Raw genomic sequence first — 14,830 nt, 5'->3', positions numbered from 1 at the left:
CGCTGTGCGAGTTTTATGTTTTAAAAGCGCAAACTTTCTATCTTTACGGACTGTATAGTGAGGCGCTAGAAGCCTCTCAACGCGCGGCAGAGCTGCTCGATTATTTGATGGGTCATATTTCTAGTGCTCACCATTATTTTTACCGTTGTCTGATTTTAACGGCTCTGTATTCAGAGGTTTCTGAGTCGGAGCGAAAAGATTACTGGGAGCAATTAGAAGCTAATCAGAAACAAATCAAAGTTTGGGCAGATAACTGTTCGGAAAGTTTTGCACATAAGTTCTGGCTGGTGGCGGCAGAAATGGCGAGGATTTCAGGTCGAGATTTGGAGGCGATGGATTTGTACGATCGCGCGATAGCTGAGGCTAGAGAGGGTGATTTTATTCAGAATGAAGCGCTGGCGGCGGAACTTGCTGCTAAGTTCTGGTTGGGGAAAGATAAAGAAGAATTTGCCCAAATCTATTTGACTAAGGCTCACTATGGCTACCAATACTGGGGTGCTAAACGTAAAGTTGAGAGTTTGGAGGAAAAATATCCTCAATTAATCGCGAGAACTTCAGGGAAGACAACTACTCAAACTAAAGTTAATCGCACTACGACGGCGACTACTAGCAACAATTTGGGTGAGACGCTAGATTTAGCTACGGTGATGAAAGCTTCTCAAGCGATTTCGGGTGAAATAGTTTTGAGTAGGTTGCTGGAAAGATTGATGAAAATTGCGATCGAGAATGCGGGGGCGCAAAAAGGTTTTTTGATTTTAGAAAAAGCGGGAAACTGGGCGCTAGAGGCGGAAGGTTCGGTGCAGGAGGATGAAGTTAGTGTGCTACAATCGCTTCCTCTCAATCCGATAGCAGCTTCTGGGGTCTCTCCTTTGCTTGCAAGTGCGATCGCCAATTATGTGATTCGCACTCAGGAAAATGTGGTGTTAAATAATGCGGCTCAAGAGGGACAATTTACCCGCGATCCTTATATTGCAGCTACTCAACCGAAGTCTATTCTTTGCACTCCTCTGCTGCACCAAGGTAAGCTGACTGGCCTTCTTTATTTGGAAAATAACTTGATTGAAGGGGCTTTTACTACCGATCGCCTTGAGTTGTTAAAACTTTTATCTGCCCAAATTGCTATTTCCATTGAGAATGCTCAACTCTATGACCAATTAGGAGAATACTCGCGAACGCTGGAACGTAAGGTTATAGAAAGAACGCAAGAATTGGAACAGGAAATGGCTGTCAGAATGCAGACAGAAATAGCCTTGGGCAAGTCTGAGGAAAAGTTTTCCAAAGCCTTTCGTTCCAGTCCTAACCCGATCGCGATCGCCCGATTCGCAGATCGACGCTACATCGAAGTAAACGACAGTTTCCTCAGCACTTTTAGTTACTCTCGCGAACAGGTAATTGGTTTTACAGCAATTGAGTTGAATTTTTGGGGTAATTTAGAAGAATGTGACAGATACAGACAGCTCTTGCAAGAATCAGGAGTGGTTCGCAATCAGGAATTCGATTGTCGTACTTCATCAGGCGAGGTGAGGAAGATGCTGGTATCAGCAGATATTATTGAGCTGGGTGGAGAAGCGTGTATTCTGTTAGTCACTAACGACATTACCGAGCGTCAAAGGGTAGAAGAAGCGCTCAAAGAAAGCGAGGCTAAATACCGTGACTTAGTTGAAACATCGCAGGATATGATTTGGTCACTTGATATCGAAGGGCGTTATACCTTCGTCAACGCTGCCGTCCAACAGATTTTTGGCTACTGCCCTGAAGAAATGATCGGGCGAAAATTCAGTGATTTTCAGCCACCTCAACAACTTCCTAAAGATAACGAGATATTCCAACGTATGCTGAATGGAGAGTCCGTATTTCAGAATGAAACTATACAATTAGCTAAAGATAGTAGACCTATCAATCTCCGGTTTAATTCACTTGTAGTGCGAGATTCCGAGGGAAATATTCTAGGAATAACTGGCACAGCAAGCGATATTACGGAAAGTAAAAAAGCAGAGGCAGCCTTACAAAAATCCAAAGAAGTTGCAGATGCGGCTAACAAGGCTAAAAGCGAATTTTTATCAAAAATGAGTCACGAATTACGAACTCCCCTCAATGCAATTCTCGGCTTTACCCAAGTGCTGGCGCGCGATTCATCCCTTTCTAACATACAGCAGGGACAGATAGGCATCATTAATCGTTCTGGCGAGCATTTGCTGACGCTGATTAATGACGTGCTGGAAATGTCTAAAATCGAGGCAGGTCGGATCACCTTAAATCCTACTAGCTTTGACCTGTATCATTTGCTCCATTCTCTCGAAGAAATGCTCAAAATCAAAGCTGATTCTAAAGGTTTACAGCTCAGGTGGCACATCAATTCTAACATTCCTCAGTATGTAAAAACTGACGAAAGTAAATTGCGTCAAGTCTTGATTAATCTGTTAGGAAATGCGATCAAGTTTACTACGAAGGGAAGTGTAACGCTTCGGGTTGGAGAAATTAGTGCGAAACAAAAGTCCCCAACAGACAACGAACCACGGACTATTACGTTTGAAGTGGAAGACACTGGTTACGGCATTGATCCTACTGAGGTAGGCTCTCTATTTAAGGCTTTTGTGCAAACTGACGCAGGTCGGAAATCTCAAGAAGGAACAGGCTTGGGTTTACCCATCAGCCGACAATTCGTACAACTGATGGGAGGAAACATTACCGTCAGCAGTACCTTGAATCGAGGAACAACTTTTAGTTTTGATATCCAAATTAGCGCCCCTGAGATGGCTGAAGTTCAACCTCGACAATTAAGAAGGCGGGTAATTGGTTTAGAACCCAACCAACCCTCATATCGCATCTTGGTGGTTGATGATAAATGGGAGAGCCGTTTGCTACTGGTTCATCTTCTCAAACCGCTTGGCTTGGAGGTGCGCGAAGCAGTAAATGGTCAAGAAGCTATTAGAACCTGGGAAACTTGGAAACCTCACCTAATTTGGATGGATATGCAAATGCCTGTGATAGACGGGTATGAGGCCACCAGACAAATTAAAGCCAATATTCAAGATGAGGCTACCTCTATTGTGGCGTTGACCGCTAGCGCTTTTGAGGAGGAGCGAGCCATTGTTTTATCATCAGGCTGTGACGATTTTGTGAGCAAGCCTTTCCAAGAAGAAGTTATTTTTGCCAAAATGGCTGAACATTTAGGGGTACAGTATATTTATGAAGATTTACCGAACTTTACATTATCTCAGCTTGAGCGTCAAGACTTGAGTGTAAAAGAAGGGGAAAAAACTGAAAATTTAAGGACAACTTTGGCGACAATGCCTACGGATTGGGTGAGACAGTTACATCATGGAGCTATCGATGCTGATGCCGGCCTAATTTTAAGTTTAGTCTCCACAATCCCTGAATCCGATACTTTTTCTGCGGAGATTCTCACCGATTGGATTCATAATTTTCGATTTGATAAAATTACTGACTTAACCGAACAACTTATCCCATGAACAGCCAGAAATTAGCATCTCATGTTGCCAATCTTTTAGTGGTTGACGATACTCCCGACAACCTGCGTCTTTTATCGACTATGTTGAGCGACAAAGGATATAAAGTTCGGGGCGTAATCAACGGGGAAATGGCATTAAAAGCAGCACGTTCCACCCCGCCAGATTTGATTTTACTGGACATCACGATGCCCCAGATGAACGGCTATGAAGTTTGCCAACATTTAAAAGCGGATGGCAGAACTTCGGGTATTCCAGTTATTTTCTTGAGCGCCCTAGATCGAGTCTTGGATAAAGTCAAAGCATTTGCTGTGGGAGGAGTAGACTACATCACCAAGCCATTTCATTTAGAAGAAGTTTTAGCTCGTGTCGAAAATCAACTAACTATTCAACGTTTGCAAAAAAAAATGCACGAGCAAAATGCGCGATTGCAGGAGTCTGAGGCTAAAGAGCGGAATAAATCCCAACAACTAGAGCTGGCTCTACAACAGTTACAAAATGCACAAGCTCAGCTCATCCAAAGCGAGAAAATGTCAAGTTTAGGGAATGTCGTAGCAGGGGTAGCTCACGAAATTAACAACCCGATTAGCTTCATTAAAGGGAACCTCTCGCCCGTAAGGGAGTACACTGAAGATTTGCTGAGGCTGGTGCAACTCTACACAGAAGATTTCCCCAATCCCACAGCAGCTATCCAGGAACAACTGGAGGCAATCGATTTCGCTTTTCTCAGGAATGACTTGCCGAAGTTAATTGCTTCTATGAGCATAGGAGCTGACCGAATCGGAGAAATAGTGCAATCGCTGCGGAATTTTTCCCGACTCGATGAAGCTGAGTTAAAAGTGGTGGATATTCATGAAGGAATTGAAAGTACGCTGATGATTTTGCAGCATCGGCTAAAAGATGAAGCAGATCAAACGATAATTAAAGTGGTAAAAGAGTATGATGATCTGCCAAAGATAGAATGCTACGCGGGGCAAATGAATCAGGTTTTTATGAATGTTCTGACGAATGCGATTGAAGCGTTGCAATCCCCAAAACGTTGGGCAAATGATGTAGATTATAGCAGATCCATCCCTACTATTACTATTTGCACGAAGTTACTCTCCGACTTTCAAGTGGGTATTTATATTTCTGATAATGGCCCCGGCATAACCCAAGATATTCAACAACGCATACTTGAGCCATTTTTTACAACGAAGACAGTTGGAACAGGAAAGGGTTTGGGGTTATCGATTAGCTATACTATTGTAGTGGACGACCACGGGGGGCAACTCCGTTGTTTTTCGATACCGGATCAAGGGGCGACATTCGCCATCGAAATTCCGATTTACCACTCTACAAAACGTTTTTTTGAAGAAAATTTAGGCGGGTTATAAGCCACACTAAAATAAAAGTAGTCAAACATGGTGTAAAATCAGGAATCTTGTTTATTTATGAGTCAGTGTATTTGTAATTTTGAGACAAATTTCTATTAATCACAAGTTGATACTCTTAGCCACAGAGTCCGAAATATTTTCCGGCAACGCTCCTTAAATTGCCAACGGTCACCGACTTGTTTTTTTGCGTAGCTTATGCACGCACTCTCAAACCCACAATAATGATGAATTTCCACCCTCATTTTTTTTCAGCAAAAACCCTAGCAATTGTTTTTGCAATTGCTGCGTTTGTTGTCCTTGCTAGCAAAGTATTTGCTACAACAATCGATTATGCACCGCCATTTAAAGAAACCAGCTTTTACAGTACGACAATATCTGCCAATAACGATTTAGCTGACATTTATTATCCTAAACCATCGGATCTTAATTTGGGTAATTACTCTTTCCCCATTGTACTTTTATTGCAAGGTGCGCTTGTAGATAAATCATTTTATTCAGATTACGCTAGCCACGTGGCGCGGTACGGCTTTGTGGTAGTCGTTCCGAACCATTTGCGCCCTTCGCCCTTCAATCCCAGTTCACCGCCTAATTTGGCCTCGGAAACTTCGCAAATTGCGGCGGTCTTGTCGCAAATGGCGATCGAAAACACAAACCCCACATCTCCGATTGCGTCTGTTATCGATACGCAGCGCCTTGGTTTATTGGGTCATTCTTTTGGTGGTGCAGTGGGGTTATCGGTGATTGCTAACAAATGTCTCCCAGAATTGTATTTGTGTCAAGAGCCCTTTACGCGCCCGAAAGAACTATTAGCGGCTGCATTTTTTGGAGCTAACTTGCGGAATCCCATGGCTAATGAATTTGTACCCATCGCTAATGATGGCATTGCAGTGGCGTTGATTCAAGGCGAGATCGATGGTGTCGCCCTGCCCGATCGATCTCAAAGCACCTTTGACCAAATTCAAACACCACCCAAAGCTTTGATTACTGTTATGGGTGCCAATCACTTCGGCATTACCGATGTTAATAACCCCGCTGGTGCGATGCCCGATCGCAATACTGCTACCTTAGAGCGAGCCGTAGGTATTGAAACGATCGCCCGTTGGAGCGGGCTGTTTCTGCGGGCACATATGCTTAAAGATCGATCGGCATTTGATTATATTTACTCTCAAGGTGACGCCCTCGATCCGAATGTCCGTGTTACCACCGTTGCAGTTCCCAAACCATCTTCTAAGTAGCTCAACTTAAAAAAACGTAAGATAGATTAAGGCTAATAAATAGTGTGCCTACATTTTTATTATTGGGCATTACTTATCTGACAGACCGCCGGCACTATATTGTTTTAACCATCTATGTACAGTAATTCTATGTACACCTAAAGGTTCAGCTACATCTGTAAGGCTTTGACTCGCTCCAGTTTTTAACCAATAAAGTGCCTGTATTTTTTGTTTATTAGGTAGAGTTCGCTACTCGGACAGAATTATTTTTAACTCGTCTGCTGTTAAATCAATTCTTTATTGGTAGTTTACTTTCATCAAGTCAAGTATTTCTCAAAGTCTAAGCTTCATGTTAGCATATTTCTTGGGAAATGATATTATTAACTAAATTTCCCTTTTCACTAACGTCATCCTGCCGCTTAAAGACTAGCAAGGTAATATCATCAAACACTTTCTGCTTACCGATATGTTGCCGTACATCTACAATCACCGCATCCTTAACTTCAGCAGCAGACTTGTGCCAATTTTGACTAATCACTTCACACAGTTGCTTAAGTCCATACTGCTTTTTGCGGATGTTATAGGCTTCTGGAATGCCATCAGTATATAGCACCACGCCATCTCCAGGTTCTAGCTCAATCAGGATGTGACTGATGAAGTCTGCGATATCATCATCTAATGCGATCGGGAAGCCTAACTCCATCGTGTCGATGCGCTCAACATCTCCATTTTTTCGCACCACTAGCGTTTCTTCATGCTGACCGCTGATGCTAATCCGTCCTTCGGAGTAGTTCAAAATCGCCAGCGTCAGACTTTTCTCAGAATTCATGCGCTGCACGTTTTTGTAGAGGGTACGGTTGAGTACATCCAGGAATCGAACTGGATCTAGTCCACTAATCTCTTGCAGGGTGCGAACTGAGGTTTGCGCCATCAGCATCAGAATGCCGCTTTCCAGGCCATGTCCGGTGACATCACCGATCGCCAGCGTGACCACACCATCGATCTGTAGCACGTCGTAGTAGTCGCCTCCTACTTCATCGGCGGGTTCCATGTATCCGGCGATATCTAGTCCGTCAATTTCCAGTTCATCAGGGTTCGGCAAAATCATTTGCTGGATCTGACGGGCCACATTCACTTCTGCACCTAAGCGGAGGTTGTCTACTTTGAGTTTTTCGTTGAGGCTAATGATTTCCTGATTAGCATTAGCGAGTTCTGCTGTTCGTTCTTTAACTTTGTCTTCGAGGGTTTCAAAGGATTCTTGGATTTGCCTCGCCATACTGTTGAAGGATCGTGCCAGCAGACCGATTTCGTCTCGCGATCGCATCTTCACACGCATATCTAAGTGACCCGCCGTAAACTGGGCAACCGCTTGGGTGAGGTAAATCAGAGGCTTGGTTAATAGTTGTGCGATCGCAAAAGCGATGATAGTTACAATTGTGGCGATGATTGCTAATAAAAGAAGTGCATCACGTATTTGTTTTTTTACAGGTGCTAGGGCAACGGCAATCGGCTGTGCGAAAAGGACTGACCAAGGTTGATATTTCAGGTGGGCGATCGCTAAGAGCCTCAACTCATTATTACCCGTAGCTGCCAATCGTGTGGTTAGATCAGGCTGTTTAGTGTCTAATGCTTGCTTGAGGTCGGGCAAATTGATTGCAAGTTCTTTCGTTAGAGTCTTAGACAAACGCCCTTCGCGTTGCAGTTTAGCTACAACATTGGGTGACAAAGGCACAATTGATGTGAAAAGGAGTTCAGGTTTAGTGCTATGTGCCAGATGAATATAGTGTTCATCTAAAAGAACTGCCAAGGATTTCGCACCTGCGCGTTCAGTTTCCCGAGTCACCAACTGCTGGACAGATGTGGCATTGTATGTCACCCGCAATACACCCAATATATTTCCCTTCGCATCGCGAACAGGACTGCTAAAAAAAAGCGTAGCGAGGTTGGAAGTTGTCGTCGATTGCCTAATACTAGAAACAAAAGGTAGTTGAGTTTTGAGCGGTTCTTGGAAGTAATCTTGACGGGATTCATCTCGTCCAACATCCGGTGTATTCGTATCGAGTACATTCCGTCCCTTTAAGTTGAGCAAGGCATAGGAGATAATATTAAGCATATCTTTGCGACTGAGGCGGCTTAAGGTTTCAGTCGCTAACATCTCTTGGGGACTACCATTTCGCCGTTCTGGAGGTAAGCCCAGATAGGCGGCCAAACCTGGTAAAATCGCTTCTACGCGCACGGCATTGAGATTCCCATCGATAAATCCATCTATTCTGTAAGCGGTTTCGTTAGCTGCCGCAGATAGGGCTTGTCGTGCGTTGTCGGTCAATGCCTTTTCAGTTGTCTGCTTGTTGATAAATGCTAACAGCAGCAACGGAATTAGAGCAACGACGAGAAACGAGAAAATTAACTTTGTACGAATGCTTTTGAAAAAGGAGCGCTTCATGGTTGCAGGCTAGGACGGGGAAGTTAAGAAAGAAGAATTGAACAAGGTTTCTAGATTGGGAAGGCGCGTCACATTGCCAGCGCGAATAAAAAAATCCGCATATTTCTTGGCGTTTTTGTAGATATAATTAGGACTGTCTGATTGAAAGAAGTTTTTATTTTCTGCAAAGTCAGTGAGGTCTATTCCCTCGAAAGAAATTTTCTTACTGGGAATATTCAACGCTTGGCTCGCGATCTCGTTTCCTTCCGGAATATTTGTTTCCCAATAAGACAAGGCTTGAAGCCAGCCTCGCACAAAGGCGCGAATATCTTCGGGGCGATCGCGTATCACCTCACCCCGAAACGCGACCAAATCCAAAATTAAGCCTGGGGTTTGTTTGCTTGTAAACAGGATATGTGCGCCTAATTTTAATGATTCAGAAAGATACGGTTCCCAAGTGTGCCCTGCTTGGATAGCATTGTTTTGTAAGCGATTGGAAACTTCGAAAGCCTCGACTTTAACCAGTCTAACATCATCACTTGTCAGCTTAGAGGTTTTCAACATCTCAGTAACGAAAAACTCGCTAAAGTCGCCTAGATTTGCACCAAGCTTTTTTCCTTTCAAGTTAGGGATTGTTTTAATCTCTGATTGCGCGACTACGACATCTGCCCCTGTCGATTCATCCACAACCATCACAGCTTGCATATCAGGATCTGTGGCACTCAAAATCACAAAATCGCCCAAGGTCAATGCGATCGCATCATACTTCCCTGCACTGAAATCCGCGAAAAGCAATTGTGAGTACTCTATATAGCTGAGTTCCACGTCTACCCCTTGCGCTTTGAAAAATCCTTTCTCTTGAGCAATGATGAGAGGTGTATAGCCAACAAAAGGAACACAAGATACTTTTAGGGGAGGACGTTTTACTTTTAAAGGTTGCGAAGACTGACAAGCAAACAGCAGGCAGCAAGTAATAATAAAGAGGCTGTTGAAAAAGGAGCGCTTCATGGTTTCAGGCTAGGAGGGGTGGTTAAAAAAGAAGAATTGAACAAGGTTTCTAGATTGGGAAGGCGCGTCACATTGCCAGCGCGAATAAAAAAGTCCGCATATTTCTTGGCGTTTTTGTAGATATAATTAGGACTGTCTGATTGAAAGAAGTTTTTATTTTCTGCAAAGTCAGTGAGGTCTATTCCCTCGAAAGAAATTTTCTTACTGGGAATATTCAACGCTTGGCTCGCGATCTCGTTTCCTTCCGGAATATTTGTTTCCCAATAAGACAAGGCTTGAAGCCAGCCTCGCACAAAGGCGCGAATATCTTCGGGGCGATCGCGTATCACCTCACCCCGAAACGCGACCAAATCCAAAATTAAGCCTGGGGTTTGTTTGCTTGTAAACAGGATATGTGCGCCTAATTTTAATGATTCAGAAAGATACGGTTCCCAAGTGTGCCCTGCTTGGATAGCCTTGTTTTGTAGGCGATCTGGAACTTCTAAAGCATCGACTTTAACCAGCCTAACATCATCGCTCGTCAGCTTAGAGGTTTTCAACATCTCAGTAACGAAGACTTCGCTAAAGCCCCCTAGATTTGCACCAAGCTTTTTTCCTTTCAAGTTAAGAATTGTTTTAATATGCGATTCAGCGACTACCACATCTGCACCTGTCGATTCATCCACAACCATCACAGCTTGTATATCAGGATTTGTGGCACTCAAGATAATCAAATTGCCCAAGGGCAACCCGATCCCATCATACTTCCCTGCACTGAAATCCGCTTGTTGCATTGAGTAGTCTACATTGCTCAGTTCCACGTCTATCCCTTGCGCTTTGAAGAATCCTTTCTTTTGAGCAATGACGACAGGTATATAGCCAATAAAAGGGACAAAACTTACTTTCAGGGGAGGACGTTTTACTTTTAGAGGTTGCGAAGAATGACAAGCAAACAGCAGGCAGCAGGTAATAATAAAGAGGCTGTTGAAAAATGATGAGCGCTTCATGGTTTCAGGCTAGGAGGGGGGGGTAAAAAAGAAGAATTGAACAAGGTTTCTAGATTGGGAAGGCGCGTCACATTGCCCGTGCGAATAAAAAAGTCTGCATATTTCTTGGCGGTTTTGGAGATATAATTAGGACTGTCTGATTGAAAGAAGTTTTGATTATTTGCAAAGTCAGTAAAGTCTATTCCCTCGAAAGAGAGTGTATTGCTGGGTATATTCAGCGCTTTGCTCACGATCTCCTTTCCTTCGGGAATATTTGCTTCCCAATATGACAAGCCTTGAAGCCAGCCTCGCACAAAGGCGCGAATATCTTCGGGGCGATCGCGTATCACCTCACCCCGAAATGCGACCAAATCTAAAATTAAGCCTGGGGTTTGTTTGCTTGTAAACAGGATATGCGCCCCTAATTTTAATGCTTCAGAAAGATACGGTTCCCAAGTGTGTCCTGCTTGGATAGCATTGTTTTGTAAGCGATCGGGAATTTCTAAATGCTCGACTTGAACCAGGCTAACATCATCGCTTGTCAGTTTAGAGGTTTTCAACATCTCAGTCACGAAAACCTCGCTAAAGCTGCCTAGATGTGTACCAAGCTTTTTCCCTTTCAAGTTAGGGATTGTTTTAATCCCCGATTGTGCGACTACCACATCTGCACCTGTCGATTCATCCAAAACCATCACAGCTTGCATATCAGGATTTGTGGCACTCAAAATCACCAAATCGCCCAAGGTCAGTCCGATCGCATCATACTTCCCTGCACTGAAATCCGCGTCTTGCAATTGTGAGTAGTCTACATAGCCCAGTTCCACGTCTATCCCTTGTGCTTTGAAGAATCCTTTCTCTTGAGCAATGATGAGAGGTGTATAGCTAACAAAAGGGACAAAAGATACTTTTAGGGGAGGACGTTTTACTTTTAGGGCTTCCGGGGAATCACAAGCAAACAGCAGCCAGCCGGTAATAATAAATATACAGATGTAAGAGAGTAGTTTAGACATACTATCTAGAAAATTCCTGGTGTAGAAAAGGCGACTCATATCTGCTTGCACCCGATCGACCTAAGTGCATCCTCCGCAATCGCCGCTAAACCTGTTCCGGTGGTTATATCTATAACAAGCTTGCCCGATCGCACTTTTGCCAATTCTACTAACCGACTTGCAGCCTGTTTGTGAAATTCATTCTCGTAGTCGGGGCGGTTGTTGAAGTCATTGAGAATCTGCCGTTTGTAGGCACTTAGCGAGTCAGTCATGGCGAATTATTGGTTTAACTTTCTACTTTAGCAAAGTCTTTGACCTCAATTAATAAATCAATAATCGGTTCTGCATAAATGCTCCGAATCGCTTTGCTACCGATATGGTGAACGGTGATAGCCTTTTCTCCGATTGCTAATGCAATCTTTTTTGACTCTTTAAGCAAGGTAATTCGCCCTGCTGGAGCGTGGTGAACTACTTGTACTTTTCGGAAGTTTTTAAAGTGAGGTAAAGACAGAATTTTTTCTGTTAGCTAAATATCATTTGGCACGACCGTTACTATTTTATCAGCTCCATCGGCGCACCCGAAAATATAAAATATAAAATATAAAAGCGAAATAGTTTTTACCAAAACTCAATTTAAATCGGGGTTTTTAAAGTGGCAGCATATTCAGGAACAGGCTTCCCTAGCCTGTTCCACAATAATGATGATTAGGACTTAAGTATGTGCAAGTTATCGAGCATGGTTTTAGCAGATTCGAGCCAGTCGGGGAACTCGGGTGACATCGCGTATACCCAAACGATCGCGTGTAGGTGTCGCATTTTACGGTACGGTTCCAGGGTGGCAAAGTCGAGCGCATTCGGATAAGCGGCTATCCCCTCATCGTCGAGGTTAATCAAGTCCCAGGCGATCGAATCGGTGCAAGTGTCCTCAAAATCGTTCCACAGCAATCCTTTCGCAGTTGGAATTAAATTTAAGGCATGGGCATCCCCGTGCAGCGGCTGCAACACGCTGACTGAATTGCTTAACTGCCTCAGCAGGCGATCGTAAGTTGTTTGCAGCAGCCTCAGGTCACTTTCCGGCAGAATATTGCCAAGCTGTTCGAGCCTTTCGAGCCCGCGCGGAATATCGTTGAGGGGCGGCAGCAGCGGCAAATCGCCCGGGTAATCGCGCAGAACCGCGTGCAGTTCAGCTTGCATTCGTCCGACTGTCGCCCCATCGGGCAAAGCATCAGAGATTGGTTCAAAGTAGCGCCAGAAGCTCATCGCCAAACCGTCGCAATGGTGGGGTACCGGGGGTAAAAAATCGCTGGGAGGGACTACAGGAGCGCCTTTGGCAGCCAGAAAGGCGGCGACAGAGAGTTCGCGGGCCAACCAAGACTCGACGGGCGATCGCACTACGGGGGTTATGGTAGCGATCCGAGCCACAATGGGTGCAGGTTTCAGGTGAACTCGCACGGAATAGTTGTCAGCAAGCACGTGGGGGTCGTTTACCCGAATGCCGGCTGCAGAGGCAACAGACACCGATGCTGCGACGGCGCGGGCTGTAAGTGCGGGGCGATCGAATTCTGTGGATGGCATAAGCGGCACATTAAAACTGGTTCGCAGTTGCCCGCAGCCGACGAGTCAACGCGCAACTGCGAACCTACTTCTTTGTATTATACCGTAATACAGAAGCTCACACTCGCAACGCAGAGAGCACGAGGGAGCTTCCGCGATACAATCTTTGTTTGGTAAAGAATTTTTACGAGTTCTGTGTCCATCACAGGCTTTTCGGTCTGTACTACCCAACCTGCCTGAAAATATGGATTTTGCTACTCTTGCTGCCCAGCTAAATGCTGGAACTATCTTGCCAGAGGGAATTGTCATCATCACCCTCTTGGTGGTTCTCGTCGGCGATTTAATCGTAGGCCGCAGTTCCTCGGGTTGGACTCCCTACGTTGCCGTTGCGGGTTTGTTGGCCGCCGTCGCTGCCTTGTGTTTGCAGTGGGATAACGTTGATACCATCTCGTTTCTAGGCGGTTTTAACAGCGATGCCTTGAGTTTAGTGTTTCGTGGCATTATCGCTTTGACTGCGGCTGTCACTATTTTGATATCCGTCCGCTATGTACTGCAAACTGGTACTGCTTTAGCGGAATTCATCGGCATTTTACTCGCCGCTACTTTGGGGGGAATGTTCCTCAGCGGCGCTGATGAATTGGTGATGATTTTTATTTCGTTGGAAACTCTGAGTATCTCGTCTTATTTGCTGACGGGTTACACAAAACGCGACCCGCGTTCCAATGAAGCTGCTTTGAAATATTTGTTAATTGGGGCTTCTTCTTCGGCAGTCTTTCTCTACGGGCTTTCGCTGCTGTACGGGTTGTCGGGTGGCGAAACTCAGTTAAGTGCGATCGCTGCTAACCTTTCTACTGTGAATGAAGGTCAATCTCTCGGTTTGGTGATTGCCTTAGTTTTTGCGATCGCCGGCATCGCCTTCAAAATCTCTGCGGTTCCTTTCCACCAGTGGACTCCTGACGTTTACGAAGGTTCTCCTACACCCGTTGTTGCCTTTCTTTCTGTCGGTTCCAAAGCAGCCGGTTTTGCCCTAGCAATCCGCTTGTTAACAACTGCTTTCCCCGCACTTATCGAACAGTGGCAGTTCGTGTTCACGGCCTTAGCCATTCTCAGCATGGTGTTGGGAAATGTGGTTGCCCTCGCCCAGACTAGCATGAAGCGGCTTTTGGCTTATTCGTCGATCGCCCAAGCCGGTTTTGTAATGCTGGGTTTGATTGCAGGAACAGAAGCCGGTTACTCCAGCATGATATTTTATATGTTGGTTTACCTGTTTATGAACTTGGGTGCTTTCGCCTGCATCATCCTGTTCTCGCTGCGGACTGGAACCGACCAAATTAGCGAATACTCAGGTTTGTACCAAAAAGACCCGCTGTTAACTTTAGCCTTAAGTATTTGCCTGCTTTCTCTCGGTGGAATTCCGCCCCTGGCTGGATTTTTCGGCAAAATCTATCTGTTCTGGGCCGGCTGGCAAGCAGGACTTTACGGCTTAGTTATTCTGGGATTAATTACCAGCGTAGTTTCGATTTACTACTACATCCGCGTTGTCAAGATGATGGTAGTAAAAGAACCTCAAGAAATGTCAGACGCGGTAAAAAATTATCCCGAAGTTCGCTGGAACCTTCAGGGAATGCGGCCTTTGCAAGTCAGCGTTGTACTCACCTTGGTGGCGACAACATTGGCGGGGATTTTGTCGAACCCTTTGTTTAATTTGGCTAATGATGCTGTTACCAAAACTCCCATGTTGCAGTCGGCTTTAAGTCAGGTGCGACCTGTTGTGGGTGCGAAAATTGAATCGAATTTGGTGTCTCGCCGGGATTAATTCTTCCTGTTTGTGA

General features: G+C 44.8%; 12 protein-coding genes. 4 read left to right on the top strand and 8 right to left on the bottom strand.

Going from position 1 to position 14,830, the window contains the following annotated elements; translation table 11 throughout:
* The 3 genes from QUA24_RS15680 to QUA24_RS15670 form a co-directional block, all read left to right on the top strand.
* Positions 1-3,473, top strand: a 3,473-nt coding sequence (locus tag QUA24_RS15680) for a PAS domain S-box protein (protein WP_333230670.1), incomplete at its 5' end; no start/stop codon positions are given.
* Positions 3,470-4,846: a response regulator gene (locus QUA24_RS15675; protein WP_333230669.1), complete on the top strand. Its 1,377-nt coding sequence runs from the start codon at positions 3,470-3,472 to the stop codon at positions 4,844-4,846. The genes QUA24_RS15680 and QUA24_RS15675, both read left to right, overlap by 4 nt.
* Positions 4,847-5,067: 221 nt before the next feature.
* Positions 5,068-6,081 carry a poly(ethylene terephthalate) hydrolase family protein gene (locus QUA24_RS15670; protein WP_333230668.1) on the top strand — a complete coding sequence of 338 codons (1,014 nt, stop codon included), beginning with the start codon at positions 5,068-5,070 and terminating at the stop codon, positions 6,079-6,081.
* Positions 6,082-6,150: 69 nt separating this feature from the next.
* Here the strand turns inward: QUA24_RS15670 and QUA24_RS15665 are convergent, their stop codons facing one another.
* From QUA24_RS15665 to QUA24_RS15630, 8 genes are all read right to left on the bottom strand, one after another.
* On the bottom strand, positions 6,151-6,285 hold the full coding sequence (locus QUA24_RS15665; RefSeq protein ID WP_333230672.1) for a helix-turn-helix domain-containing protein: 135 nt from the start codon (positions 6,283-6,285) through the stop codon (positions 6,151-6,153).
* Between the two features lie 127 nt (positions 6,286-6,412).
* Entirely contained in the window at positions 6,413-8,503 is a 2,091-nt protein-coding gene (locus tag QUA24_RS15660; RefSeq protein WP_333230667.1) for a SpoIIE family protein phosphatase, read from the bottom strand.
* Between the two features lie 9 nt (positions 8,504-8,512).
* Positions 8,513-9,490 (bottom strand): ABC transporter substrate-binding protein, encoded by a 978-nt coding sequence (locus tag QUA24_RS15655; protein WP_333230666.1) that lies wholly within the window; start codon positions 9,488-9,490, stop codon positions 8,513-8,515.
* Complete coding sequence (locus QUA24_RS15650; protein ID WP_333230665.1) at positions 9,487-10,476, bottom strand: ABC transporter substrate-binding protein; 990 nt, start codon at positions 10,474-10,476, stop codon at positions 9,487-9,489. Before QUA24_RS15650 ends, QUA24_RS15655 begins: the two co-directional genes overlap by 4 nt.
* Positions 10,473-11,465: an ABC transporter substrate-binding protein gene (locus tag QUA24_RS15645; protein WP_333230664.1), complete on the bottom strand. Its 993-nt coding sequence runs from the start codon at positions 11,463-11,465 to the stop codon at positions 10,473-10,475. The genes QUA24_RS15650 and QUA24_RS15645 overlap by 4 nt, the downstream gene beginning before the upstream one ends.
* Before the next feature lie 35 nt (positions 11,466-11,500).
* Positions 11,501-11,716, bottom strand: coding sequence for a hypothetical protein (locus QUA24_RS15640; protein WP_333230663.1), 216 nt, complete (start codon positions 11,714-11,716; stop codon positions 11,501-11,503).
* 14 nt (positions 11,717-11,730) lie between these two features.
* Complete coding sequence (locus QUA24_RS15635) at positions 11,731-11,955, bottom strand: GrpB family protein (protein ID WP_333230671.1); 225 nt, start codon at positions 11,953-11,955, stop codon at positions 11,731-11,733.
* 194 nt (positions 11,956-12,149) lie between these two features.
* Positions 12,150-13,019, bottom strand: a complete 870-nt coding sequence (locus tag QUA24_RS15630; protein ID WP_333230662.1) for a phosphotransferase — start codon at positions 13,017-13,019, stop codon at positions 12,150-12,152.
* Between the two features lie 223 nt (positions 13,020-13,242).
* Here QUA24_RS15630 and QUA24_RS15625 point away from each other — a divergent pair, with 223 nt between their 5' ends.
* Complete coding sequence (locus QUA24_RS15625; protein WP_333230661.1) at positions 13,243-14,814, top strand: NAD(P)H-quinone oxidoreductase subunit N; 1,572 nt, start codon at positions 13,243-13,245, stop codon at positions 14,812-14,814.
* The last annotated feature ends 16 nt before the right edge of the window (positions 14,815-14,830 follow it).

The organism is Microcoleus sp. Pol12B5 (assembly GCF_036701335.1).
Taxonomy (GTDB): Bacteria; Cyanobacteriota; Cyanobacteriia; order Cyanobacteriales; family Microcoleaceae; genus Microcoleus.
This window is presented reverse-complemented; position numbering and strand designations above follow the sequence as displayed.

What these genes read in the sequence shown, in the direction of transcription:
- QUA24_RS15675 (WP_333230669.1), top strand. Translation starts at nt 3,470, where the DNA reads ATGAACAGCCAGAAATTAGCATCTCATGTTGCCAATCTTTTAGTGGTT.
- QUA24_RS15670 (WP_333230668.1), top strand. Translation starts at nt 5,068, where the DNA reads ATGATGAATTTCCACCCTCATTTTTTTTCAGCAAAAACCCTAGCAATT.
- QUA24_RS15660 (WP_333230667.1), bottom strand. Translation starts at nt 8,503, where the DNA reads ATGAAGCGCTCCTTTTTCAAAAGCATTCGTACAAAGTTAATTTTCTCG.
- QUA24_RS15655 (WP_333230666.1), bottom strand. Translation starts at nt 9,490, where the DNA reads ATGAAGCGCTCCTTTTTCAACAGCCTCTTTATTATTACTTGCTGCCTG.
- QUA24_RS15650 (WP_333230665.1), bottom strand. Translation starts at nt 10,476, where the DNA reads ATGAAGCGCTCATCATTTTTCAACAGCCTCTTTATTATTACCTGCTGC.
- QUA24_RS15645 (WP_333230664.1), bottom strand. Translation starts at nt 11,465, where the DNA reads ATGTCTAAACTACTCTCTTACATCTGTATATTTATTATTACCGGCTGG.
- QUA24_RS15640 (WP_333230663.1), bottom strand. Translation starts at nt 11,716, where the DNA reads ATGACTGACTCGCTAAGTGCCTACAAACGGCAGATTCTCAATGACTTC.
- QUA24_RS15630 (WP_333230662.1), bottom strand. Translation starts at nt 13,019, where the DNA reads ATGCCATCCACAGAATTCGATCGCCCCGCACTTACAGCCCGCGCCGTC.
- QUA24_RS15625 (WP_333230661.1), top strand. Translation starts at nt 13,243, where the DNA reads ATGGATTTTGCTACTCTTGCTGCCCAGCTAAATGCTGGAACTATCTTG.